Here is a 23,791-nt window from a genome sequence, read left to right on the forward strand (position 1 = left end):
CTGGCGTTGGGTCTGTCTGCCAGTCAATGTCGACCGGTTGACCCACCACCAGATTGCCGTGCCCGTCCTTCACCGTCGCCGTGAAGGTATAACTGTCACTGCCGTTGTTGTAGTGCGCCTTGTCTTTATCCGCATCCACCGTCACGCTGGCGACATAATAGCTGGCGCTCAGCTCCTCAAAGCTCACCTTTCGATCAGTCTCGACCCACGACGAGTTACCCGCCGCCTTCGCCGATACCTGCACATCCTTCACCGCTGCCGTGCTGGTTAAGGTCGCCGTCACCTGTCCCTGCGCGTTACTCACCGAGTTGCTCTGTTTCGTCAGTTTTAACCCGGCCACCGCTTTATCTGTCTGCCAGTCAATCTCTATCGGTTTATCCGCCACCGGCCTGCCATGCGCGTCCACCACCGTCGCCGTGAAGGTATAACTGTCAGTGCCGTTGTTGTAACGCACCGGGTCCTTATCCACTGCCACCTTCACGCTGGAGACTCGATAACTGAGACTCAGTTCCTCAAAGCTCACCTTTCGATCAGCCTCAACCCACGACGGGTTCGCTGCCACCTTCGCCGATACCTGCACATTCTTCACCGCCGCCGTACTGGTTAAGGTCGCCGTCACCTGTCCCTGCGCGTTACTCACCGAATTGCTCTGTTTCGTCAGTTTTAACCCGTCAACCGTTGGCTCTGTCTGCCAGTCAATGTCGATCGGTTGATCCGCTACCGGCTTGCCATGCCCATCTACTACCGTCGCCGTGAAGGTATAACTGTCAGTGCCGTTGTTGTAGTGCGCCTTGTCTTTCTCCGCATCCACCGTCACGCTGGCGACATAATAGCTGGCGCTATACTCCGTAAAACTGACTTTCTCGTTCGCATTTTCCGCCGTCTGCTGGGCAGCCGTCTTCGCCGATACCTGCACATCCTTCACCGCCGCCGTGCTGGTTAAGGTCGCGGTCACCTGTCCCTGCGCATTACTCACCGAATGGCTCTGTTTCGTCAGTTTTAACCCGGCTGGCGTTGGGTCTGTCTGCCAGTCAATGTCGACCGGTTGACCCACCACCAGATTGCCGTGCCCGTCCTTCACCGTCGCCGTGAAGGTATAACTGTCACTGCCGTTGTTGTAGTGCGCCTTGTCTTTCTCCGCATCCACCGTCACGCTGGCGACATAATAGCTGGCGCTCAGCTCCTCAAAGCTCACCTTTCGATCAGCCTCGACCCACGACGAATTTGCCGCCGCCTTCGCCGATACCTGCACATCCTTCACCGCCGCCGTGCTGGTTAAGGTCGCGGTCACCTGTCCCTGCGCGTTACTCACCGAATGGCTCTGTTTCGTCAGTTTTAACCCGACCTCCGCTTTATCTGTCTGCCAGTCAATATCGATCGGTTTATCCGCTACCGGCTTGCCATGCGCGTCCACCACCGTCGCCGTGAAGGTATAACTGTCCGCGCCGTTGTTGTAGAGCGGCCCCTCCTTATCCACCGTCACACCAGTGACTCGATAACTGCTGCTGGACTCAGTAAAGCTGGCTTTTTTATCCGTAGTAACACGTTCGCCATTAATACTGACGCTGACTTGTATATCGGATAATGGCGTTGTACTGGTTAATGTTGCCGTCTGTTGCCCATTCTTATCTGTTGCCTCTGAATCAGGCTTTAATTTCAATCCCGGATCTTTCTTATCCGTATCCCAAATCAATTTGGCATTTTCTATCGGCGTTTTTTTGTCAGCGCCAAGCAGAGTAGCTGTGTAGACATATTTCGCCTTTCCATCAGCAATTAAAGGATCGGTTGTGTCAACACTCAAAGAGATATTACGTTGTAATATATGAATTTGTATTTGTACACTCTGCTGATCATCTTTACTTGTACCTATTATAGTATAGTCATTTTTTCCATCAGGCTGATATTCCGGTAACTGAATCGTATAACCATTAGTACTTTCTATATTTATAATTCCGCCACTCTTCTGGAATAATTCAGGTATATCCCAAGTCACATTTTTGAATGGATTATCAGATTGAATTTGTATTGGTTTAACTTCACCACCGTAACCACTAATTTCCATTACAGGGACCAGTAATCTAAGATGTTGCTGTTTTTTCAGATAATTCAAAATAATATTATTATTTCTTTCAACTAAGTCGTAACGACTGCCGGCTAAGCTTCGTAGTGAAGAAACATTTTCTGGTGAAAGTTGTTCTGATAACGGAACACCAAATCGGTAATTCACATTTAACGAAAATATGCCATCACTTTTTCCCTCTTTCCCTAATTTATAGTCAACTCCCGCTGTGATCAGTGGAACCGGGGTATAATTTACCCCAATAGTTGCTGCATATGGATCTTTTTGCCTATTGTTCGTTCCGAATAACGCAACATTACCACCAAAATATTGTTCATATTTTATTTTGGCACCGAGTGACGGCATTGAAGGTAAATACATGTCGGCGATAAGGTCATAACCATTTGCAGGGCGTTCATAATAATTTGTTAAATCACGGGAGTTATGCCAATCACTCAGGCGAAAATATGCGTTAGCAGACATTTTTAAATAGTTAGTCCATAATTCACCACCCAAACTGAATCGGCTATTATTACCAGTTAAATCATTATCGTAAAAAGTGTTCGCCCCATACATCCAATTGTTTATGAATAAACGGGTTCCAATGCCTAAATTCACAGTGTCACGGCTATCTTTATGACGATATCCATATTGACTATAAACAAGCCAGTGATCTTTATCATCATAGAAAGGAACGAGTAAGTCTACAGAACTTTCATCCAAGTGCCCATGATGATCAACATTTAAATTAATTTTAGCTGTACCAAACTGGGATAACCATTTCTGAGTATTATTTGTTATCTGACTATTTAATTTATTGACAATATAATCCTGAGCTAATTTTTTTGGATCTGAATTTAATAACCCTAAGAGTTCAGTGCTACGAGATAAGATTAAAGGAGGGGTATTTTGATTATCATCTTTAGGATTACTTTCATATAACTGGGGTATTTTGGGTTTTTCACCACTATCGTTTTTTCCTATTACACTTCTCTTTGATAAAAAATTACCGCACCGTCTCTGTTCTGATCGCTTTTTCTCTTTATGAGTAATGTTTTCGTGTAATTTTTTACCGGCCTGATTATGCTTCATAGCGGATTCTGGGTAATCCTGACAATTTTCAACACCAATCAAAGATTTTCCTGATTCAGGTAACGCAGTATAACTTTTTAGTGGCATAAACGCGGCAAATAAAAAACAGCCCATCAGCACACGCTTATTTACCCTATAACTTATTACGTTACGAAAAATACGGTTGATGTTCATCAGTAATACCATAAAGTTCCTGCCATTATATTCAGTCATAACTCCTATAGCACATTAAATTATTTTCTATAACTTTGTATAATGAAAATAAATTATCAATTGATAACCATTAGTAATCACTTAACAAAACAAAAATCGTATGAAACTATTTTCTAACACATCATTAAGTATTTATACAACTTTCATTAAAAACATAAGCAGAAAACCCGTTGAAATACTTGTACAACGGGTTTTCTGTCTATTTGTCATTACTGAGTTCGCACTCAGTAATTATGGTTATTATGGTTTTTCCGGCCGTTGAACTCGAACATTAATCACTCGTCCATCGGGGATATCGCATAGTTCACCATCATTATAATAAATAACTTCTCCGTCACCATTAACGCTCTTAACACGTTTATTTTGAGCAAATATCGGCGCATCTTTATTTTGACGATGATAACATTCAATGGTTATATTGCCATTAGATGGATCTACTGATTCACAAACCCAAATCAAATTTAACCCGTTGCTATCTGCCGGGACAATTGTACCGCCGTGAATTCCCCATGCCCCATCTTTAGCAAAGCCGTTGCAGCCGCTGATGCGATATTTCCCTGTCTCTATCCGCTCTACAGCCATGCCTTCCGCTTCACGAGTTAGCTCATAAGTTCCGTCTGGATGAATATTCACTACGGGGCTGGATACTTTGAGATTGCCGTTAGTATCAGCGATGCAATTATCATTAAAAACGGCAATAGGATTACCGTTATATTTCAACTTATCGCCAACTGTCAGCCTGCCATAATTTTTTTCATTGCAAATATCAAAATCCGATGATCCGTCACCTGGAACTCCAATGTAGGCGGTTCTTTTTCCTCCCTCAACAAACTGAAAATATGCGTGTCTACCCGTGTCATATACTATATTAAAAATACCTCCGGCCCCCTTTAAATTTGCCGACCCGGCATCAATCTGCCCCGCCGGAGAAACAGAGAAAACCCGATTATTATTAATATATGCCGCCAACTCTCCACCAATTGTTAATTTGCTAGATTTTTTTTCGTTACAAATATCAAAATCCGATGAGCCGTCACTCGGGAATCCAATATAGGCCGTCCTTTTTGCTTCCTCAATAAACTGAAAATATGCATGTCTACCCGTGTCATGGGTTATGTTAAAAACTCCCGCATTCCCCCTTATATTCGCTGACGCGGCTTCAATCTGACCCGCAGGAGAAACAGAGAAAACCCGTCTACCATTAATATCTATAGAATATCCATAGGTATCTACACTACCACCACGTACAATACCGGCTTTAGCATAATTATCATACCAATTGTAAAGCGTATACGAGACTATTGTACCCGCCGGTCTTCCACCAGATTCAGAAGCTAACACAACCGCATTACGTTCGTTTGGAATTGTCTCGACTTGTTTAAACCTAGCGTTCCCATTTATATTCGCTGACGCGGCTTCAATCAAACCCTCAGGAGAAACAGAGAAAACCCGTCTGCCATTAATATCTATCGTATATCCGTAAGTATCTACGCTACCGCCACGTACAATACCTGTTTTAATATAATTATCATACCAATTGTAAAGCGTATACCCGACTATTTCACTTGTTGGTCTGGCACCCTGCGCAGAAACTAACATAGTCGCATTACGTTCGGTGGGCAGTGTTTCAACCTGTTTAAACCTAAAATACTGTGGATAATCCCCCCCATTGGCCGATACCGCATTTTTCGCCAATTCCACTGTTTCCGATAAGCCGAGGTTTTTCACAAACGCATTTTTATCAGGAATATCTGCGCCATTTTGATTTTTTGCCAATCGGTTATTGGCATTATCATTTACATCAGAAACCAGTTTCTGCGTTACCGCGAGGGTATTACTATTACCTATTGTATTTGTGAGCTGAGTTACACCTTTTTGTGTTAATGAAGCACTTGGTACTGCTATTGCGATTTTTTGTTCTAATGCTCTATTTAATTGGACAATAAGTTTAGCTACATCCCCATCATCCAGAACATCATTGCCGGAGTATGTTGCAATAAAATTAGCCACAACAGATGTTATGGTTGACGACTGACGTAATACCTTGTTTAGTAAATGAGTCGTAATATTTTCTGGTGGAAACCCCGTCTTCAAACTCCGGCTTTCTTCATATCCTTCTTGACTCACCACATTAGCATTATTACTAATAGAAAAAGCTTTAAAATCATTTTTTTGACTCATATATCCTCCTAAAATTAAAAAAATATCATTTCATAATCAACATGTTAAATTCCTGTAAAAATAATTCCCCCTCAATTTATTTTAATTATAGTCAAATTAGTAAAAATAATAATAAAACCTTTTTACGACTTAGGTTGTTAACTATTTTTGTATAACTGAAAACAATAAAAATCTAATATTCTCAAGCCAGAGATAGATAGCAAATTTCTATCCACTCCATCACTTGTCATTACAATTGCGAAACTTATTAAATTATTTTTTACAATTTTACATAATGAAAGTCACTTAACGATCGGGAATCAATGACAAGGAAGGCTCAATCAAACTGAACTTTGTACTCGTCGTACCCGGCAGGTAAACTATCCTCCTTTTTGTTTTACTGCCAAAAGTGAAGAAAAATAGTGAGTAACATAAAATTAATCGTCGGTCTGGCTAATCCCGGTGCTGAATATGCTCAAACCAGACACAACGCCGGAGCCTGGTATGTTGACCTGCTCGCTCGGAGCCACAATCAATCACTGAAAGAAGAGAGTAAATTTTTCGGTTATACCGCCCGGATTAGTATCTGCGGTCACGATGTTCGTCTGTTAGTCCCGACGACGTTTATGAATCTCAGTGGTAAATCTGTCGCTGCCCTTGCCTCGTTCTACCGCATCCAACCGGATGAAATTCTGGTGGCCCATGATGAACTCGATTTGCCGCCAGGGGTGGCAAAAATGAAACTGGGTGGCAGTCATGGCGGTCATAATGGCTTGAAAGATATTCAGAACAAATTTGGTAACAATCCTAACTTTCACCGCTTACGCATCGGTATCGGCCATCCCGGCGATAAAAATAAAGTGGTTGGCTTTGTACTCGGCAAACCACCAGCCAGTGAACAAAAGCTGATCGATGATGCAATTGATGAAGCATTGCGTTGTACTGATATCCTGATGAAACAAGATATGGATAAGGCAATCAATCGTTTACATAGCTTCAAAGCCAGCGCTTGATGACATGAAGTCGATAAATCTTGTCTGTAAGATCGTGATAGCCCGCCATTCCGTGTATAATGGCACCAATTTTTTTTGACTCATCGAACAGGCTAACACAGCCTTTTGATTTATAAGTAAATTAAGGTGAAAATCATGGGATTCAAATGCGGTATCGTTGGCCTGCCTAACGTCGGAAAATCAACATTATTCAATGCGCTGACTAAAGCAGGTATCGAAGCGGCAAACTTCCCGTTCTGCACCATTGAACCCAACACCGGTGTCGTCCCTATGCCAGATCCACGGCTTGAACAACTGGCGGAAATTGTGAAACCTCAGCGGATCTTACCGACCACAATGGAATTCGTCGATATTGCTGGTCTGGTAAAAGGCGCATCAAAAGGTGAAGGTCTGGGCAACCAGTTTTTGACCAACATTCGTGAAACAGAAGCTATCGGCCACGTTGTGCGCTGCTTTGTCAATGACAATATCATTCACGTTTCCGGTCAAGTAGACCCTGCTGCTGATATTGAGATCATCAATACCGAACTGGCTCTTTCCGATCTGGACACCTGCGAACGAGCCATTCATCGTGTCCAGAAAAAAGCCAAAGGCGGCGATAAAGATGCTAAAGCAGAACTGGCAGTACTGGAAAAATGTCTGCCTCATCTGGAACAAGCAGGTATGTTGCGGGCGTTGGATCTCAGCACCGAAGAGAAAGCGGCTATTCGCTATCTGAGTTTCCTGACGCTGAAACCCACCATGTACATTGCTAACGTCAACGAAGAGGGTTTCGAAAACAACCCACATTTGGATGCTGTTCGTGCAATCGCAGAACAAGAGGGTTCGGTGGTCGTTCCGGTTTGTGCTGCGGTAGAAGCGGATATCGCCGAGTTGGAAGATGATGAACGCGAAGAGTTTATGGCTGAGCTTGGGCTGGAAGAGCCCGGTTTAAATCGCGTTATCCGCGCTGGCTATCAGTTACTGAATCTGCAAACTTACTTCACTGCCGGCGTGAAAGAGGTTCGGGCATGGACCATCCCAGTTGGCGCAACCGCACCACAAGCAGCCGGTAAGATCCATACTGATTTCGAAAAAGGTTTTATCCGCGCACAAACCATCGCTTTTGAAGATTTCATCACTTACAAAGGTGAACAAGGTGCAAAAGAGGCCGGTAAAATGCGTTCAGAAGGTAAAGATTATGTCGTTAAAGATGGCGATGTGATGAATTTCTTGTTTAACGTCTAATTTATTTTTCATCTCTGACAACATCACAAGATGTCTCAGAGACTGATAAAATCCTTAAAATCCACGCAGTTGCGTGGATTTTTGTTTTCATACGGCTAATCCGAGCTAGTTGATTTTTTACAGTTATAATTACTTTATGTGACTATTTACAGACTTTTCTATTAGGCGTAGTATCTATTACCTGATGACTTTCTATACGATAGCTATCCGGTGTGTAAGTCAGTTTAGTTACTTACTCTATTGAATTACGTTGTTTTGGGTGGTTCTTCTCTATCTAGTCAAAGTCAAACAAGCCGGTGAACAATCATTTTTAATTTATCTAATAAGGAGTCCATCAATACTTAAATCGTTATAAAACAATCTTTTAGTTCCTTTAGTACTAACAAAGAGGAAAGACCATGAAAAGTCACAAGAGGTTATCGTTATTCACGCTTTTACTACTTACTGCCAGCCCGATAGCACTTGCGGTGCAAAATAATTGGCCCGGCACGAAAGTAGATCAACCAGCACCTAAAATCAAAGGGATGCCCAAAGCTCTGGAAAGAAATTTGGCTAACTTTGACGATCTTGATTTCCGTGTCTATACAGACCAAAGATGGTGGGATCTACATAAGAGCCATGACATGAATATTATTGTTCACTACCCTGATGGTCATACTACTAAGGGTATTCGACAGCATCTTGACGATCTGAAGTATATGTGGACATTTGCTCCTGATAACCGGATCACAGAGCACCCGGTACGGTTTGGTACTGCTGATGCGGAATGGACCGCTGTTACGGGATTTACAGATGGAACATTTACGAAACCCATGGTTCTCCCAGATGGTAAGGTTATTAAGCCTACAGGTAAGGCGTATCACCTCCCTATGGCGACACTCGGACACTGGAACAAAAAAGGAGTTATGGATGAAGAGTATCTCTTCTGGGACGATTCTGTACTTATGAAACAGATAGGTGTTAGTAATTGATTCAACAACTTCATACGGACTTGCTTAAGAGCGAGTCCGTAAATGTTGCAATGTTATATGTTTGGATCTGCTCCAAGAGTCTTATTCTTATGGTTTTTCCGGCAATTGCACTCGAACATTAATTACTCGTCCATCGGGAATGTCGCATAGCTCACCATCATTGTAATAAATGACTTTTCCGTCATCATTAATACTCTTAACACGCTTATTTTGCGCAAATATCGGCGCTTCTTTATTTTGACGATGATAACATTCGATGGTTATATCACCACTAGATGGGTCTACCGACTCACAAACCCAAATTAGATTTAACCCATTGCTGTCTGCCGGAACGATAGTGCCACCGTGAATTCCCCACTCCCCATCTTTAGCAAAACCGCTGCAACCACTAATACGATATTTCCCGGTCTCTATTCGCTCGACTGTCACCCCTTCCGCTTCGCGAGTTAACTGGTAAGTTCCGTCTGGATGAATATCTACCACCGGGCTGGAAACTTTTAGGTTGCCATTAGCATCGGGCTTGGCGTTGCTTGTTGACCAGACTTTATACCACGGATTCCATTTATTGATGTTACCGTCACCATTGTGCGTTCTATAGTATAATTCGCTCTTCGGCAAGTATGAGGCGTGAATCATCAGCTCATAACGCTTAAAGGTCCCATACCCTCCTGAAAATCTCATTCCTGGCCCATGTATACCTGGGCCATTTAGTCCTACTGGATAGCCAAAATATGTCGAATTCTGAGGAATGTTATCAAAATTATCGATTGTAGAAGCGGTATTAGTCCCAACAACAACCGGTTTTGTGCTAATAACTTCTAAACCGAGGTTTTCCACAAATGCTTTTTTATCAGGAATATCTGCACCATTTTGATCTTTTGCCAATCGGTTATTAGCATTATCATTTACATCAGAAACTAGCTTCTGCGTTACCGCAAGAGTATTACTGTCGCCGGTTTTATCTGTGAGCTGAGTAACACCTTTTTGTGTTAATGAGGCATTTGGTACTTCGGTTGCAATTTTTTGTTCTAACGCTTCATTTAATTGGGCGGTGAGTTTAACGATATCCCCATCGTCCAAAACATCATTGCCGGAATATGTTGCGATAAAATTAGCCACAATAGATGCTATTGTGGAAGATTGACGTAATACCTTATTGAGCAAATGAACAGTAATATTATCCGGTGGAAACCCAATCTTTAAATTTGGATTTTGTTCATAGGCTTCTTGACTCACTACATTAGCATTATTGCCAATAGAAAAAGATTTAAAATCATTTCTTGGACTCATACACCCTCCAAAATAAAATAATATTATTTTATAAACAACACATTTAACCACTGTAAAAATTATTTCCAACAATTCACTTCAATCATAGTCTAGCTTAGAAAAATAATAATGGAACATGCTTGCAACTTAAATTGATAACTATTTTTATAATTGATAGCAATAAAAAACAAAACTACCTAAAACCAGACATATATTAAAACCATTTTAATCCATTTCACCTCGAAAGTATTTTTAATAACATTTACCTCCTCAGAATAAAAACAATAATTACCTACATAATAAACTCATATTATACTCTTAGGTAATTCTCTTCACGGCAGAATAGACAAAACGAACATACAACAAAAATATTTTAACCAAGAAGTTAATATAATTGAACGTAATCTTTAATTGTAATTATTCGTTTTCTTACATTCACATAATAAGTGCAAATAATTTTACCTATACTATAAAATAACCTTCTTTATTTAAAGATAACTCATTAGGTGTTGTGTCCCTTAATGTCTTACGTTGGCAATTATTCAGTTTATTCATACAAATCTTATTTCCTGTTCTATCACCGATGAAAAATCTGTGCTCTTTGGAAGATACTGACAAATCAATCCATTTGTGTTTTTATTCACACTGCGTTCCCAAGAAGCATAAGGATGTGCAAAATAAGCTTGCGTTCCTATCGTATGATTTTCACCAGTTCATACCGTTGCTTAGCTTCTAATTCATACCATCATTGAGTATATTAAAGGATTATGAAACATTTCTTATGGACGATATGACATGGTTTCCGTTTATATGGATAAACAAGACAAAACCAAGCAGATAGCTGACTGGAAAATTTGGTATAACGACAAGAACAATGAACTGATGCTTACCAGCTACTTTGCTTCCGGAAAACAATATACTCTGCCAATGACAAGATGTGCGGTCATCCCCACAAAAGCCACGAAAGGAAATCTTCTAATAATAAATGGTCAGTCCATTATCACGGCTATTGAAAGTGCAGAAACCTACGGCAATAGGTTTACCGTCATCTATTATCCCGGAAGTCACAAACCTTATGTCATGAAAACGGATAAGATTGAGATCATTTCCGCAACGAACATCATGAATGAAGCGGTTTTTGACTATTTTATCACTGTGGCAAAAGCACGTATCAACCATACCAAAGGAAATGACAAGCTCATTGCTGAGAACGTGCTACGCCAAATGGAAAAAATTACTCCCCATCCTGATACGGCGCTACATGCTTATTGTTTTGGTAAAAATCAAACTCGGAAGCCGACTCAACATTTTATTTATCCCTTTGGCGTAAATGAAAGCCAGTTAAAAGCTGTTGAACACGCATTCTCCTCCCAGATCAGCATTATTGAGGGTCCACCGGGAACAGGGAAAACGCAAACCATATTAAACATTATTGCCAACATTTTGTTAAATCAAAAGACAGTGGCTATATTGTCCAATAACAACTCTGCGGTAGAGAATGTATATGAAAAATTATCCAAAGTGGGACTAGGTTATCTGGTTGCCAAATTAGGGAGTTCCGATAATAGAAATCTGTTCTTTGAAACCGGACAATCCTCCCTTACAGAACAAACTGAGCATACCACTGATATTCAGGCTATTAATGCAACACTAAATAAATTAAAATTGCTTCTCAAAGCTCAAAATCAGGTAGCACTTCTACAGGCACAGATCGATGAATTATCCATCGAAAAACAATATCTAAAGCAGTGGCAAAATGAAAATTTAACAACAAAGCCAAAAATATTAGAGAAATATAAGTTACCACCACGAAAAACAACCGACCTACTTGCTTATTTAAACTATCTTGCAATGCGGCGTATTTCTTTTGCAGACAGAATTCAGCTCTTACTTAACTTCAGAATAGTACGTACCAAATTTCTGAATGATTGGGAGAAACGTAAGGAGTTTATTTACTCTCTACAATTTTCCTATTATAAAAATATGTTACATCAAAAAACAAAGCTACTAGATAAGTATAAGCAAGAGCTACGAAACCACAATTTTAAACAATTGTTGAGCAATTTAACAGATAGTTCGATGAAGTATCTTAAGAATCATCTACGTCAGCACATTCACCACCAGTCTACTTTCAGCGCACAAGATTATCGTAAAAGATTTAGTGAATTTACACGACGCTTTCCTATTATTAGCAGCAGTACGCACTCTATCATTAATTCTATCGCCAGAGGTGCTTTACTCGACTATGTCATTATGGATGAAGCTTCACAACAGGACATTATTCCAGGTATTCTAGGTCTCGGCTGTGCTAGAAATATCATTATTGTCGGGGATAGAAAACAATTACCACATGTCCCAATGAAACTCCAAATTACGCCCCCAGATGAATTTTACGACTGCGTAAAATATAGCCTCCTGGACTCTTTTATCGGGCTTTTTCAGAATAATATCCCCATCAATTTACTCAAAGAGCACTACCGATGCCATCCCAAAATCATTCAATTCTGCAACAAACAGTTTTATGATAATCAACTCATCCCGATGACACATGACAACGGTGAAAAGGCATTATCACTAATTACCACCGCCAAGGGAAATCACACCAGAAACTTATCTAACCTGCGAGAGTTGGAGTCCCTAAATAAAATCGGATGGGAAGCAAACCATGATATCGGCTATATTGCTCCTTATAATAATCAGATCAACCTTTCTCAGGAGCACCTGCCGGAAGATATGATTAAGGCCACAACACATAAATTCCAAGGGCGAGAGTGTAATGAGATTATTTTCTCCACTGTTTTAGACAAGAAGTGGGATAGCCAAAAGAAAATTTCTTTCGTTGATGATCCGCATCTAATCAATGTGGCTGTATCCCGTGCCAAAAACAAATTTACTCTGGTGACCGGGGATAATGTATTTACCAAGAATAACCAAAGTATTGCTGCTTTGATTCGCTATATCAGATATTATGCAGATACCAAACAACTTCATGATAGCCCTGTCATTTCTGCCTTTGATCTGCTTTATGACGAATATGACCAATCATTAGAAAAACTAAATGCCAAGTTGCGTACAAGTGATTCCAGATTCAAATCGGAACAAATTGTTGCCCAACTGCTACGCGAGACCCTGGCTCAGGAAAGGTTCAATTCAATTAAATATCATCAGCAGATTGACTTGATTCAACTGGTTTCACTGAAAAACAACACATTTATTCCGCATGAATTGGAATTTATGAGAAATAGAGCTAGCTGTGATTTTGTTCTCTACTTCAAAATGGGGAAACTCCCTTTAGGAGTCATTGAGGTGGATGGTTATTATCATGATACTGCTCAACAGTCTGAACGTGACAATGTAAAAAATGCCATTCTGATAAAAGCAGGCATTCCTTTATTAAGATTAAAAACCATCGATAGCGATATTCAATGTAAAATAGCTGATTTTATCACTGGAATACTCGAAACTCCTTCATAACAACCGCTTGAATACAAATATTGCTTACTAAGTGGAGAAAATATCCGCGGTATTCAGATACATTTTTTAACTCATCCAAATTTAATTTAAAGCCTTCTGTTGATTCAGAAGGTTATTAAAATTATCGATAAAGTTGGAATTTTTTTATTTATCACCGACTCACATTAATTAATATAATATCTTAATGTTTTATCATTACCATATATTTCACCAAGATATACTGACATTAAATATAAGTTCAACAGTGACAACTCGTATAAATAATAAAACCATTCCCAAAAACAGAACCGACAATTACCCACACAATAAACCCACATTATATTATTTAGGTAATACCATTCACCGATAAATAGCAAAAATAATATACATCATACGACAAAAAAAATTTCAACCAAGGCGTTGGTATAATTAATCTTAATTTTTGCTTGTAATTATTTATTTTCAATAAATATGTATCAAAACAAATCAACAAATAATTAATAATAAAATGCATTATTAGAAAATAAAAAAATAAATAGCAAAATAATATAATGTGATATTATTCAATAAAAAACCGCACAAATTTTGCTGAAATGGACTTTACATATTACATATTTACACTATTATTAAAAGATTAGATATATATTTTTACCTATTGATTAAGACATTCTCGACTTTCAGGAACATATGCTTATCACATAAACAAAACCATATGTTATTGATATAAAATAAATTATACTTTCTGAATCCGGAACCCAGGTTGAATAAAAATCAATTGCTTATCTAATAAATCCATAAAGGAAAGCAACCATGAAAGATATATTAAAAAATTCCGATCATAAAATTAAAGATATTCAAGCGTGGATAGAATACATTCAGCACAGAGGAGAAAAATATTCTAAAACGCAGCAACATTCAGATAACATTTTTACTCGTTTCCTAGAAATTGAGAATCTTTCTGATATACAAAGTACAGCCAGTGTAGCAGCGACAAATAAATACGCACTATTCGCAAAAAAATCGGCCACATCAAATAAATACCCAGTCAGTGTCACGGAGGGGCTGCAAACTATCATTAACTTATGTCGGGAGACCTCAGGTTATGACCCGCTGGAACCAGAGGGTAATGGCAATGCGCAGAAATTTATAGCATTTACAGAAGAAATAGAAAAGGTTCCCTTTCTCTCTTTACTATGGGCAGACACAAATACGATTACTCAACAAAGTCATGACACAGATATCTTGATCGATTCTTTTGTTGAAGCCTTTCAAGGGTTATCTCCTGAGGATAAAATTACCATTAAGGTTTATTTGAAAAAGTTGATTCATACCACTTTATCATATGCCGATCAAAAGGAAAAAAAATCCAACCTGGTACAATATGCTCTGGCTAAAACCCCAAATGGGGTGTCACTTTTACTCTATTCTTCTGTATTGATAATAAAGAAAGTAGATAACAAGGGTACTATTAAATTCACCTCTCATTATAATCTTTGCCAGGCAGAATATAATCTCAGCCAGAAAACGTGGGAAATAGTAAAATCTGTATTCGAGAAACAGGATAAGATAACCATAGAATATTTAATTGATTGTATGACAACCAAAGTGAAAACATAAGCTGACAACTTGCTATCAGCAGATTAATTGATTTATATCAATAATATTATTACCAATATGTGCTGAGATTATTTTAATCATAGTTATTCAATAAAATTATTAAACTCAAGAAAATAGAATATAAAAAATATAACACACGATCAGCATATATAAAAATGAATCATCTTAATCTATGAATTTCAAATAGATAAATTTCACAAACAGTATTTTAATACTAATATGAAAATATCACATAAAGAACCATTTATCCGTGAGGAATAAGTTAAGTTACATACCCTTAATATTTGATAGTGAAAAACATCCATTTACGGATATACTTAATTCGCACAAAAATATATTTAACAATTGTTAACAAAAATTTAAAATAAAATCGCCAAGCTAAAAAAGCAGTAATATTAAGTACATGATTATCGATTTATCTCACTGTTAAAAATAAGGTTCAACATTGTTCCCTATTTTCAACAGTACCCTAACATTCAATACCTAACTTAATAAATCTATTAAGGATAAAAATCATGGAAAATATCTTAAATAATCCTGATTATGCAGTTAAAAAAGCCCAAGAATGGATAGAACATATTGAAAAAGGAGGAACAAGGCTCCTTAACGATTGGGAACGCTCAGGTAATATTATTATGGATTATCATGATGCTGGAGATTATTCTGATGTACAGAGCCCGGCTAATGGCGCAGCTACAGGAGATTATACACAGCTTGCAAGAGATTCTTCCACATCATCTAAAAATCCACTGAGCATTACCGAAGGCTTGCAAACTGTTATTAATATGTGCCGTGCGGTCTCAGGCTATAATCCTTTAGATCCTCAAGGCCAAGGTAATAAAAGGAATTTCTTCTCATTTACAGAAGAATTATCTGGCGTTCCATTCCTTTCTTTACTGTCAACAAGCGTACAAAATGTTATTCAAAAAAGCCATGATGCAGATGTTTTGATCAACTCTTTCCTGGAAAACTTCTTAGGATTATCTAGTCAGGAGAGAGAGCAGATGAAAACCCCACTGCGCCAACTGGCTATCGCAGCATTATCCTATGCAGGTAGGAGACAAACTCAATCCAATTTCGTTCAAAGTGTTCTTGCTACTTCACCAAGAGGTGGCGTGTCATTCTTCTTATATTGGTCTGAGTTTTCAATCGTCGCTTACGAAGATGATAAAGGACTTATCGAATTCAAATCTCATTACTTCCTGCCACAAGCAGAATATAACCTAAGATACGAATCATGGGTAAATGTAAGACCTGCATTCGAGAAAGCACAGAAGGTATCATTAGAAGATTGGATTGACAGTATGACCACTCGGAGAAAGCAAGGAAGTCATGTAAGAGCGCTTTGTATAGAATAATGTGGTGAAGTAACCCCAAAATGGTGTCTGCAAAAACGTCGTGGACACCATAAGTTTCATTGAACCATCGATAATACAGTAATTATTTTTCGTTGACCCAGTTCTCAACACGAAGGCCAGGAACCCGCTCAAATTCGCGCACATTATTAGTCACGATAATCAACCCTTGGCTTCTGGCATGCCCCGCTATTTGATTGTCATAAGACCCTATGCGTAAACCGCCCCGTTCAAGCTCTGCGATAATCTGACCGGCATGCACAGCAGCCTTACTATCGAAATCCAATACCTTCAACCTAGTAACGAATCCCTCAATAATCTTCATATTACTTTCTGGATTTCCCGATTTCTCCGCGCCTTTAGTCAGCTCCATCAATGTCACCGTGCTGATACACAACTGATCGTGATGGAGCAGAAAAGCTTCGCGCACTCTCTGGGGCTGGTTCTTGAGAGTGTAGATGCAAATACAGGTATCAAGCATGTATTTCAGCATCAGAATCCCTCTCGCTCTTGTACTGGCGGCTGCTCGCGTTCTGCCATAAAATCGGCCGTAACACTAGGGCCATCAAACCAACTGTCCCAAGATTCACCAGCCGGAGTGATTATGCGAGTATGGCCTACAGCGACAACATCAACCCACTTCACATCTTCCGGAAAAGCGACAGCTTTAGGAAGCCGGACTGCCTGAGAACGATTGCTTTTAAATACCGTTGTTTGAACCATAAAATGTTCCTCATACAGGGATATACTTACTGTATATCCATGATAAGCACTAAAAAGAACATGTCAACAAGATGTACCCAATTTTTCTTAATTAAACACTCTGAAGGTATTGGCTCTTATCTATATAAATCACTAAACAACTATAGCCAGAAACCCGCATCGTTATGCCTTTCCACATTCAGACAGTAAACTATGGCAAATATTGCCTAAAGTCTGCATAGCATGTTCCATTTCCTGGTTCCAATCAAAAGAAGCATTCAGACGAAAGGCATGGTTAAACTGTTCGCTGGTACAAAACATACTGCCCGGTGCAATGCTGATCCCTTCTGCCAACGCCAGTTGATAAAGCCGCTGCGCACTGAACAGAGGCTCAAATTCCAACCAGAGAAAATAGCCACCTTTAGGGCAATTCACTTTTACTGAATCGGGCATATAGTCACCAATCGCTCGTAACATCAGATGCTGACGTTGCTCCAATGTGCGACGAAGGCGACGTAAATGGTTGTCATATCCCCCTTCCGCAAGGTAATCAGCAATTGCTAATTGCGTCGGCATGCTGGCAGAAACGGTACTCATCATTTGTAGTTGTTGGATTTTCTTGGCATGTTTTCCTGCCGCAACCCAACCGACCCGAAATCCCGGTGCCAGACATTTAGAAAACGAGGAGCAATGCATAAAGTTACTTTCGCTGTCTAACCCTTTCGCCGGTACAGGCCGTTGTTGATCGAAATAGAGTTCACCATAAACATCATCTTCAATCAGCGCCACCTGATTACTGTTCAGGATATTCACCAGCCGTAATTTACTTTCAGCGGACATTGTTCCCCCTAGTGGGTTCTGAAAGTGAGTCATTAACCAACAAGCTTTTATCGGATATTTTTGAATCACCTCCTCCAGCGCATCCAAATCAATACCGTTTTGTGGATCTGTTTTGATGGCTACCGCTTTCAAGCGTAAACGTTCAATGGCCTGTAAAGCCCCGTAAAAAGCCGGTGATTCAATCACCACCCAATCACCCGGCTCCGTCACCGACTGTAAACTGAAACTCAATGATTCCATCGCACCAGCGGTAATGACAATTTCATCAGGAGAGACATGAATACCATGCATTGCATAGCGGCGCGATATGTTACGGCGTAACTTATCATTACCCGGCGGTAAATTAGCTAAAGCGCTATGCGGCGCGATTCGCCTGGCAGCGGCCGCTAACGCTTTGGAAAGTTTAGGTTGAATTAATAAGGATGGGTCTGGAAATGCTGAACCAAAGGGAATAATCGCAGGATCTTTGCACGCCTGTAATACATCAAAAATAGAAGCGCTTATTTCCACGCTTTCACTTAAATGTAATCGCTTTCCCCCTTTTGCCGCGGCAAAGGGTTGCAAACGTTTAGCGACGTAATAACCCGATTGAGGCCGGGAAATGATCCATCCCTGACTCTCTAGTAATTGATAAGATTGAACAACGGTCATCAAACTTAAACCTGATAACTTCACTGATTCTCTCAGTGAAGGTAATCTATCTCCCACCAGCCAGGTCCCATCTTCGATATGTTGAAGAATTTGCTTGGCAAATTGTTCATAACGCTTCATCAATTCAGACCTCTCCGCAAACTGTTATAGTTAATATACAGAAAATTGTCACTATTATAGTTATTTTTTTCATGCTTTACTTACCCGTATACATTTTCTGCCTTTATTCAAACTAAAAATAAGAGGTCACTATGTTTGGTTTAAGTGCCTTGGAACTGGCCAGAATTCAATTCGCGTTTACCATCTCGTTTCATATTATCTTTCCGGCGATTACCATCGGGTTGGCAAGTTTTTTAGCCGTACTGGAAGGATTATGGCTGAAAACTCGGAATAGCGATTACAAAGTGCTATACCATTTCTGGTCGAAAATTTTTGCCGTTAACTTCGGTATGGGCGTGGTTTCCGGTCTGGTTATGGCTTACCAGTTTGGCACCAACTGGAGTTTTTTTTCTGATTTTGCTGGTTCGATCACCGGCCCATTACTGACTTACGAAGTACTGACCGCATTCTTTCTTGAAGCGGGCTTTCTCGGCGTTATGTTATTTGGCTGGAATCGTGTAGGTGAAAAATTACATTTCTTCGCCACCTTTATGGTGGCGCTAGGTACTCTGATATCCACTTTTTGGATATTGGCCTCCAATAGCTGGATGCAAACCCCGCAAGGACACGAAATTGTCAATAATCAGGTCGTCCCCGTCGATTGGCTGGCAGTAATATTTAATCCCTCCTTTCCCTATCGCTTGGCCCATATGTCTACTGCGGCCTTCCTCGCCTCAGCATTCTTTGTTGCAGCTTCAGCGGCATGGCATTTATTAAAAGGCAATGACTCGACAACAATGAAAAAAATGCTGTCCATGTCGATGTGGATGATCCTGATTATTGCACCTTTACAGGCATTGATTGGTGATGCCCACGGTCTTAATACACTCAAACATCAACCCGCTAAAGTCGCGGCAATGGAAGGTCACTGGGAAAACCTTCCCGGCGAAGCGACTCCGCTTATCCTGTTTGGTATCCCGGATATGGCACGGGAAGAGACGCGCTATGCCGTCGAAATTCCTTATCTCGCCAGTCTGATTTTAACTCACAGTATAGATAAGCAGGTTCCTGCTCTTAAGGAGTTTCCACCGGAAGACAGACCAAACGCGCTTATGGTTTTCTGGTCATTTAGAGTAATGGTCGGCCTCGGTATGTTGATGATAGTTGTCGGCTTTTGGGGGCTTTGGTTGCGCTATAAGAGACGACTTTATCAGTCGAAAGCCTTCCTGCGTTTTCTATTATTGATGGCACCTTCCGGCCTGATCGCTATTCTTGCCGGTTGGTTTACTACCGAAATAGGCCGTCAACCGTGGGTAGTTTATGGTCTGCTACGCACCAAAGATGCGGTATCCGCACACGGTGAAATACATATGAGCATCAGTTTGTTGCTTTTCATCGCGGTTTACAGCTCGGTATTTGGTGTGGGTTACGCCTACATGATGAAACTTATCCGCAAAGGTCCCAAAAAGGAGTTAAACAATGGGTATTGATCTGCCGTTAATCTGGTTCATCATTATTGTGTTCAGCATCATGATGTACATTGTCATGGATGGTTTTGATCTTGGGATTGGATTGCTCTATCCCACGGTTAAAAGCGATAAAGATCGTGATTTAATGATGAACAGCGTTGCGCCGGTGTGGGATGGTAATGAAACCTGGCTGGTGCTTGGCGGCGCAGGTTTATTCGGCGCTTTTCCTTTGGCTTATGCCGTTATACTTGATGCGTTAACAATCCCCCTGACATTAATGTTATTTGGCCTGATCTTTCGTGGCGTCGCCTTTGAATTTCGTTTCAAAAGCGCGCCTGAGCATCGTCATATCTGGGACAAAGCCTTTATCAGCGGCTCTGTGATGGCGACATTTGTTCAAGGCGTGGTAGTAGGTGCCTTTATTCAAGGGTTCCCGGTGGAAAACCGAGCTTACGCCGGCGGCTATTTTGATTGGTTCTCACCCTTCCCCCTATTTTGTGGTTTTGGTCTGGTAGTTGCTTACGCATTGTTAGGCTGTGGCTGGCTAATTATGAAAACCGAAGGTCACTTACAACAAGAGATGTATCGTGTCGCCCGTCCGCTCATTTTTCTGATGCTGGCAGTTATCGCCATTATCAGTTTATGGACACCATTCATCCATCCGGCAATAGCTGAACGTTGGTTCAGCCTACCTAACCTGTTGTTCTTTCTCCCTGTGCCACTGTTGGTGGTTTGGGCTGGTTGGAAGCTACTATATTCAATCAAACGCCAAACCCATTACACACCGTTTCTATCAGCACTATTGCTAGTTTTCCTTGGCTACAGTGGATTGGGCATCAGTATCTGGCCTAACTTGATTCCACCGACAATCAGCTATGAAGCCGCAGCGGCACCACAACAAAGTTTAGGTTTTATGCTGGTCGGCGCTCTACTCATCATTCCAGTAATCTTGGTTTACACCTATTGGAGCTACTACGTTTTTCGGGGGAAAGTTAACCATGAACAAGGTTACCACTAATCAAAGCACCCCACGCCCCTCTGTATGGAAACGGATAGGCTGGATGGCAATGATCTGGTTATGCAGTGTGATGGCTCTTTTTGCTGTTTCCACACTATTTCGCCTTTTAATGACAGCAGCAGGTATGAAATTGAAGTAATTATTAACACTATTTAATAAATTGAGCTAAAGTTTTCATCAGTATTGCAGAACGGAATCTTAGCCTGATGAAAACAAGTTCAAATAACACCATTTTCAAAAATCAAAAACTGTTTGTAATCAACTCTATTATAAATTTATTTTTACTTTTTATACTGTTGTTGATTAACAAACCGTCGATTCCAGATTTAATTTTACCGTTATTGATAATGTTAAGCATTACAAATGTCTACTTCCTGATAAAAGTGGTGCATAATTCTGCTCCCGTTAAAGAATGGCAACATGCAAGATACAAAGCAGAAATTAACGCACTGAAACAAAAAAATGGCTATTTAGATTTTCTCTGTCAAAGCCATTTCAAACTGCAAAATTGTAAACTGCTACCTGAAAAGCTTCAGGAGATTTTTTCCCACCTCAATCGCCTGATCCCTTTCTGTGAAGCCAAAATCATCTTTTATCCATCGCAACAAGAATATTTCTTCCGTAATCCTCATCAATGCCCTTATTTCGATATGCCGCTTATTACAAGATGGAATTTAGATGACAATATTGATAACTATGGAACACTCTGGATAAAGACACACAGAAATAGTGATCTCACTCCCGCTGAAAAAAGTCTGGTCCAAGAGGTAGTGACTTTAATGACAAATAAACTATTACGGGAAAATCAGCTCCAATGCCAACATCAGAGTATATTGGCCGCCGAGAGAGCCGCTATTTCCCGTGAACTCCACGATTCCATCGCTCAATCCCTCTCTTTCCTTAAGATTCAAGTTAATTGCCTCTATATCGGCAGTGATAATTTACCCAAGCAAAGTTTAACCTCACTGAATATGATTAAAGATGAGTTGAATATTGCCTATCGCCAGCTAAGAGAATTACTGGCAACTTTCAGGAACGAACAACCTCAATGTAATCTACAAGAATCTTTACAGGACTTGATTAATGAATTTAACCACCGTCTAGGCTTTAACATTGAATTCAATTACCGCCTGACACATCAGCACATTCCTGACAGTTACAGCAAACATTTGATACAAATCATTCGGGAATGCTTGAATAACTGTTATAAGCATGCTGATGCCAATTGGATCAGTGTCCGCATTTATCCGATTGATGACAAAATTATTACAGTTGTCAGTGATAACGGTCAAGGTATCAATCTCGACTCCGCTAATAAAAACAAATTTGGTATGGCTATTATGCAAGATAGAGTTTCTATCCTGGGTGGACAATTACAGATAAAAAATCGTAAACATGGTGGTACAGAGATAGAAATTCAATTTTCACTGGATTGAAAAAGACAGATAAATCCCATTACCGACAGCAGCACAGTTTATTGAATGATAATAATTATCATTTATGTTAATTGCTGTTACACTAACTTTGGTTTTATCAGATAATAACCTTAGGTAAATTTTCCAGAGGAATTTTACGTGACTAATAGCACAATTGAAGAAAAAAATATTTACCGTCCTGCACCACCAAGGCTTGTTCAGGTAAAAAACATTTTCGATGTGACACCTAATATGCGCAGCATTACTTTCACCAGCGAGTGTCTGGGCAGTTATCCCACAGAATGTGAAGGCGGGCACCTAAAGATATTCTTACCGCTTCCGGGACAAACTAAACCGGTATTACCGACTTTATCGCCAGAAGGCCCAATATGGCCACCGAAAGAACTGCGTCCAATTACTCGCACTTACTCGGTTCGAGCCATTCGTACCGAACAAAAAGAGATCGATATTGAGTTTGCACTACACCATAATGGCGGCCCGGCAGTGGAATTTGCTTATAAGGCCCAAATTGGTGACTGGATCGGTATCACTAATCCCGGCGGCCCAGATCCATTATTGCCAAAAGTCAGCCACTACTATATGGCTGGCGACCCAAGTTCCCTACCTGCTATTGCCGCGCTACTGGAAACAGTAAAACCTGATGCGACTGGACAGATCATTATTCGTATCGAAAGTGAGCAAGATATGCAGGAATTAAAAAAGCCGGCTGGAATAGCGGTTCACTGGATCACGGGTGATATTGAAATAACTGACACAATCGTATCTGAATTCAAATCCTGGTCATTACCAGCAGAAGATGTCACTTTCTGGCTTGCCGGTGAAGATAAGCTGGTAAAAGAACTTCGTCGCTATATTCGCCGAGAAAAAGGCTATGAACGCCACCAGCTATATGCCATTCCTTACTGGAGGCATGGCTTTGATGAGGAAGGTTATCATGTCCTGCGTCATGAAGTGATGGATAGCGGCGATTAATGGCCTTACATGCCTTACATATTTATACTCGCTTAATCCCCCTCACTTACTGAAATCAGAAGGTGAGGGAATCAGCGATATTGATATTATCAGCAACATCACTTTAAACGAGGTTTTTAAAATCGAAGAAATGCGATTGACGATAACTCAATCCCTATTGAGTTTGTAACATTTT

General features: G+C 40.3%; 17 protein-coding genes. 11 read left to right on the forward strand and 6 right to left on the reverse strand.

Going from position 1 to position 23,791, the window contains the following annotated elements:
• On the reverse strand, window positions 1–3,364 hold a 3,364-nt coding region (locus tag EAE91_RS10235; RefSeq protein ID WP_244868778.1), incomplete at its 3' end, for an inverse autotransporter beta domain-containing protein.
• Between the two features lie 240 nt (window positions 3,365–3,604).
• Window positions 3,605–5,545, reverse strand: coding sequence for a phage tail protein (locus EAE91_RS10240; protein ID WP_214088412.1), 1,941 nt, complete (start codon window positions 5,543–5,545; stop codon window positions 3,605–3,607).
• Window positions 5,546–5,946: 401 nt separating this feature from the next.
• Here EAE91_RS10240 and pth point away from each other — a divergent pair, with 401 nt between their 5' ends.
• The 3 genes from pth to EAE91_RS10255 all read left to right on the forward strand — a co-directional run bounded on the left by pth (window position 5,947) and on the right by EAE91_RS10255 (window position 8,735).
• Window positions 5,947–6,537: an aminoacyl-tRNA hydrolase gene (gene pth / locus EAE91_RS10245; RefSeq protein ID WP_214088413.1), complete on the forward strand. Its 591-nt coding sequence runs from the start codon at window positions 5,947–5,949 to the stop codon at window positions 6,535–6,537.
• Window positions 6,538–6,672: 135 nt separating this feature from the next.
• Window positions 6,673–7,764, forward strand: coding sequence for a redox-regulated ATPase YchF (gene ychF / locus EAE91_RS10250; protein ID WP_214053174.1), 1,092 nt, complete (start codon window positions 6,673–6,675; stop codon window positions 7,762–7,764).
• 398 nt (window positions 7,765–8,162) lie between these two features.
• Window positions 8,163–8,735, forward strand: a complete 573-nt coding sequence (locus EAE91_RS10255; RefSeq protein WP_214088414.1) for a nuclear transport factor 2 family protein — start codon at window positions 8,163–8,165, stop codon at window positions 8,733–8,735.
• Window positions 8,736–8,822: 87 nt separating this feature from the next.
• Here EAE91_RS10255 and EAE91_RS10260 read toward each other — a convergent pair whose 3' ends face one another.
• Window positions 8,823–10,025, reverse strand: a complete 1,203-nt coding sequence (locus tag EAE91_RS10260) for a phage tail protein (protein WP_214088415.1) — start codon at window positions 10,023–10,025, stop codon at window positions 8,823–8,825.
• A gap of 774 nt (window positions 10,026–10,799) precedes the next feature.
• Here EAE91_RS10260 and EAE91_RS10265 point away from each other — a divergent pair.
• The 3 genes from EAE91_RS10265 (at window position 10,800) to EAE91_RS10275 (ending at window position 16,432) form a co-directional block, all read left to right on the forward strand.
• Window positions 10,800–13,478 (forward strand): AAA domain-containing protein, encoded by a 2,679-nt coding sequence (locus EAE91_RS10265; protein ID WP_214088416.1) that lies wholly within the window; start codon window positions 10,800–10,802, stop codon window positions 13,476–13,478.
• 789 nt (window positions 13,479–14,267) lie between these two features.
• Entirely contained in the window at window positions 14,268–15,074 is an 807-nt protein-coding gene (locus EAE91_RS10270) for a hypothetical protein (RefSeq protein WP_214088417.1), read from the forward strand.
• 515 nt (window positions 15,075–15,589) lie between these two features.
• On the forward strand, window positions 15,590–16,432 hold the full coding sequence (locus tag EAE91_RS10275; protein WP_214088418.1) for a hypothetical protein: 843 nt from the start codon (window positions 15,590–15,592) through the stop codon (window positions 16,430–16,432).
• Between the two features lie 82 nt (window positions 16,433–16,514).
• Here EAE91_RS10275 and vapC read toward each other — a convergent pair whose 3' ends face one another.
• The 3 genes from vapC to EAE91_RS10290 form a co-directional block, all read right to left on the reverse strand.
• The gene (gene vapC, locus EAE91_RS10280; RefSeq protein ID WP_214088419.1) at window positions 16,515–16,922 is read right to left on the reverse strand and encodes a type II toxin-antitoxin system tRNA(fMet)-specific endonuclease VapC; all 408 of its coding nucleotides are present in this window, start codon (window positions 16,920–16,922) and stop codon (window positions 16,515–16,517) included.
• The gene (vapB, locus tag EAE91_RS10285; RefSeq protein WP_110090524.1) at window positions 16,922–17,152 is read right to left on the reverse strand and encodes a type II toxin-antitoxin system VapB family antitoxin; all 231 of its coding nucleotides are present in this window, start codon (window positions 17,150–17,152) and stop codon (window positions 16,922–16,924) included. Before vapB ends, vapC begins: the two co-directional genes overlap by 1 nt.
• 162 nt (window positions 17,153–17,314) lie before the next feature.
• Window positions 17,315–18,742: an aminotransferase-like domain-containing protein gene (locus EAE91_RS10290; protein ID WP_214088503.1), complete on the reverse strand. Its 1,428-nt coding sequence runs from the start codon at window positions 18,740–18,742 to the stop codon at window positions 17,315–17,317.
• Window positions 18,743–18,873: 131 nt separating this feature from the next.
• Here EAE91_RS10290 and EAE91_RS10295 point away from each other — a divergent pair, with 131 nt between their 5' ends.
• The 5 genes from EAE91_RS10295 (at window position 18,874) to EAE91_RS10315 (ending at window position 23,616) form a co-directional block, all read left to right on the forward strand.
• On the forward strand, window positions 18,874–20,211 hold the full coding sequence (locus tag EAE91_RS10295; protein WP_214088420.1) for a cytochrome ubiquinol oxidase subunit I: 1,338 nt from the start codon (window positions 18,874–18,876) through the stop codon (window positions 20,209–20,211).
• On the forward strand, window positions 20,201–21,208 hold the full coding sequence (gene cydB / locus EAE91_RS10300) for a cytochrome d ubiquinol oxidase subunit II (protein ID WP_214088421.1): 1,008 nt from the start codon (window positions 20,201–20,203) through the stop codon (window positions 21,206–21,208). Before EAE91_RS10295 ends, cydB begins: the two co-directional genes overlap by 11 nt.
• A complete protein-coding gene (locus tag EAE91_RS10305; RefSeq protein WP_214088422.1) occupies window positions 21,189–21,347 on the forward strand; it encodes a DUF2474 domain-containing protein in 159 nt (52 codons plus the stop codon). The genes cydB and EAE91_RS10305 overlap by 20 nt, the downstream gene beginning before the upstream one ends.
• A 208-nt stretch (window positions 21,348–21,555) precedes the next feature.
• Window positions 21,556–22,644, forward strand: a complete 1,089-nt coding sequence (locus tag EAE91_RS10310) for a histidine kinase (protein ID WP_244868779.1) — start codon at window positions 21,556–21,558, stop codon at window positions 22,642–22,644.
• A gap of 138 nt (window positions 22,645–22,782) precedes the next feature.
• A complete protein-coding gene (locus tag EAE91_RS10315; RefSeq protein ID WP_214088424.1) occupies window positions 22,783–23,616 on the forward strand; it encodes a siderophore-interacting protein in 834 nt (277 codons plus the stop codon).
• Window positions 23,617–23,791: the final 175 nt, after the last annotated feature.

The sequence above is a fragment of the Photorhabdus noenieputensis genome (assembly GCF_018448935.1).
Lineage (GTDB): Bacteria > Pseudomonadota > Gammaproteobacteria > Enterobacterales > Enterobacteriaceae > Photorhabdus > Photorhabdus noenieputensis.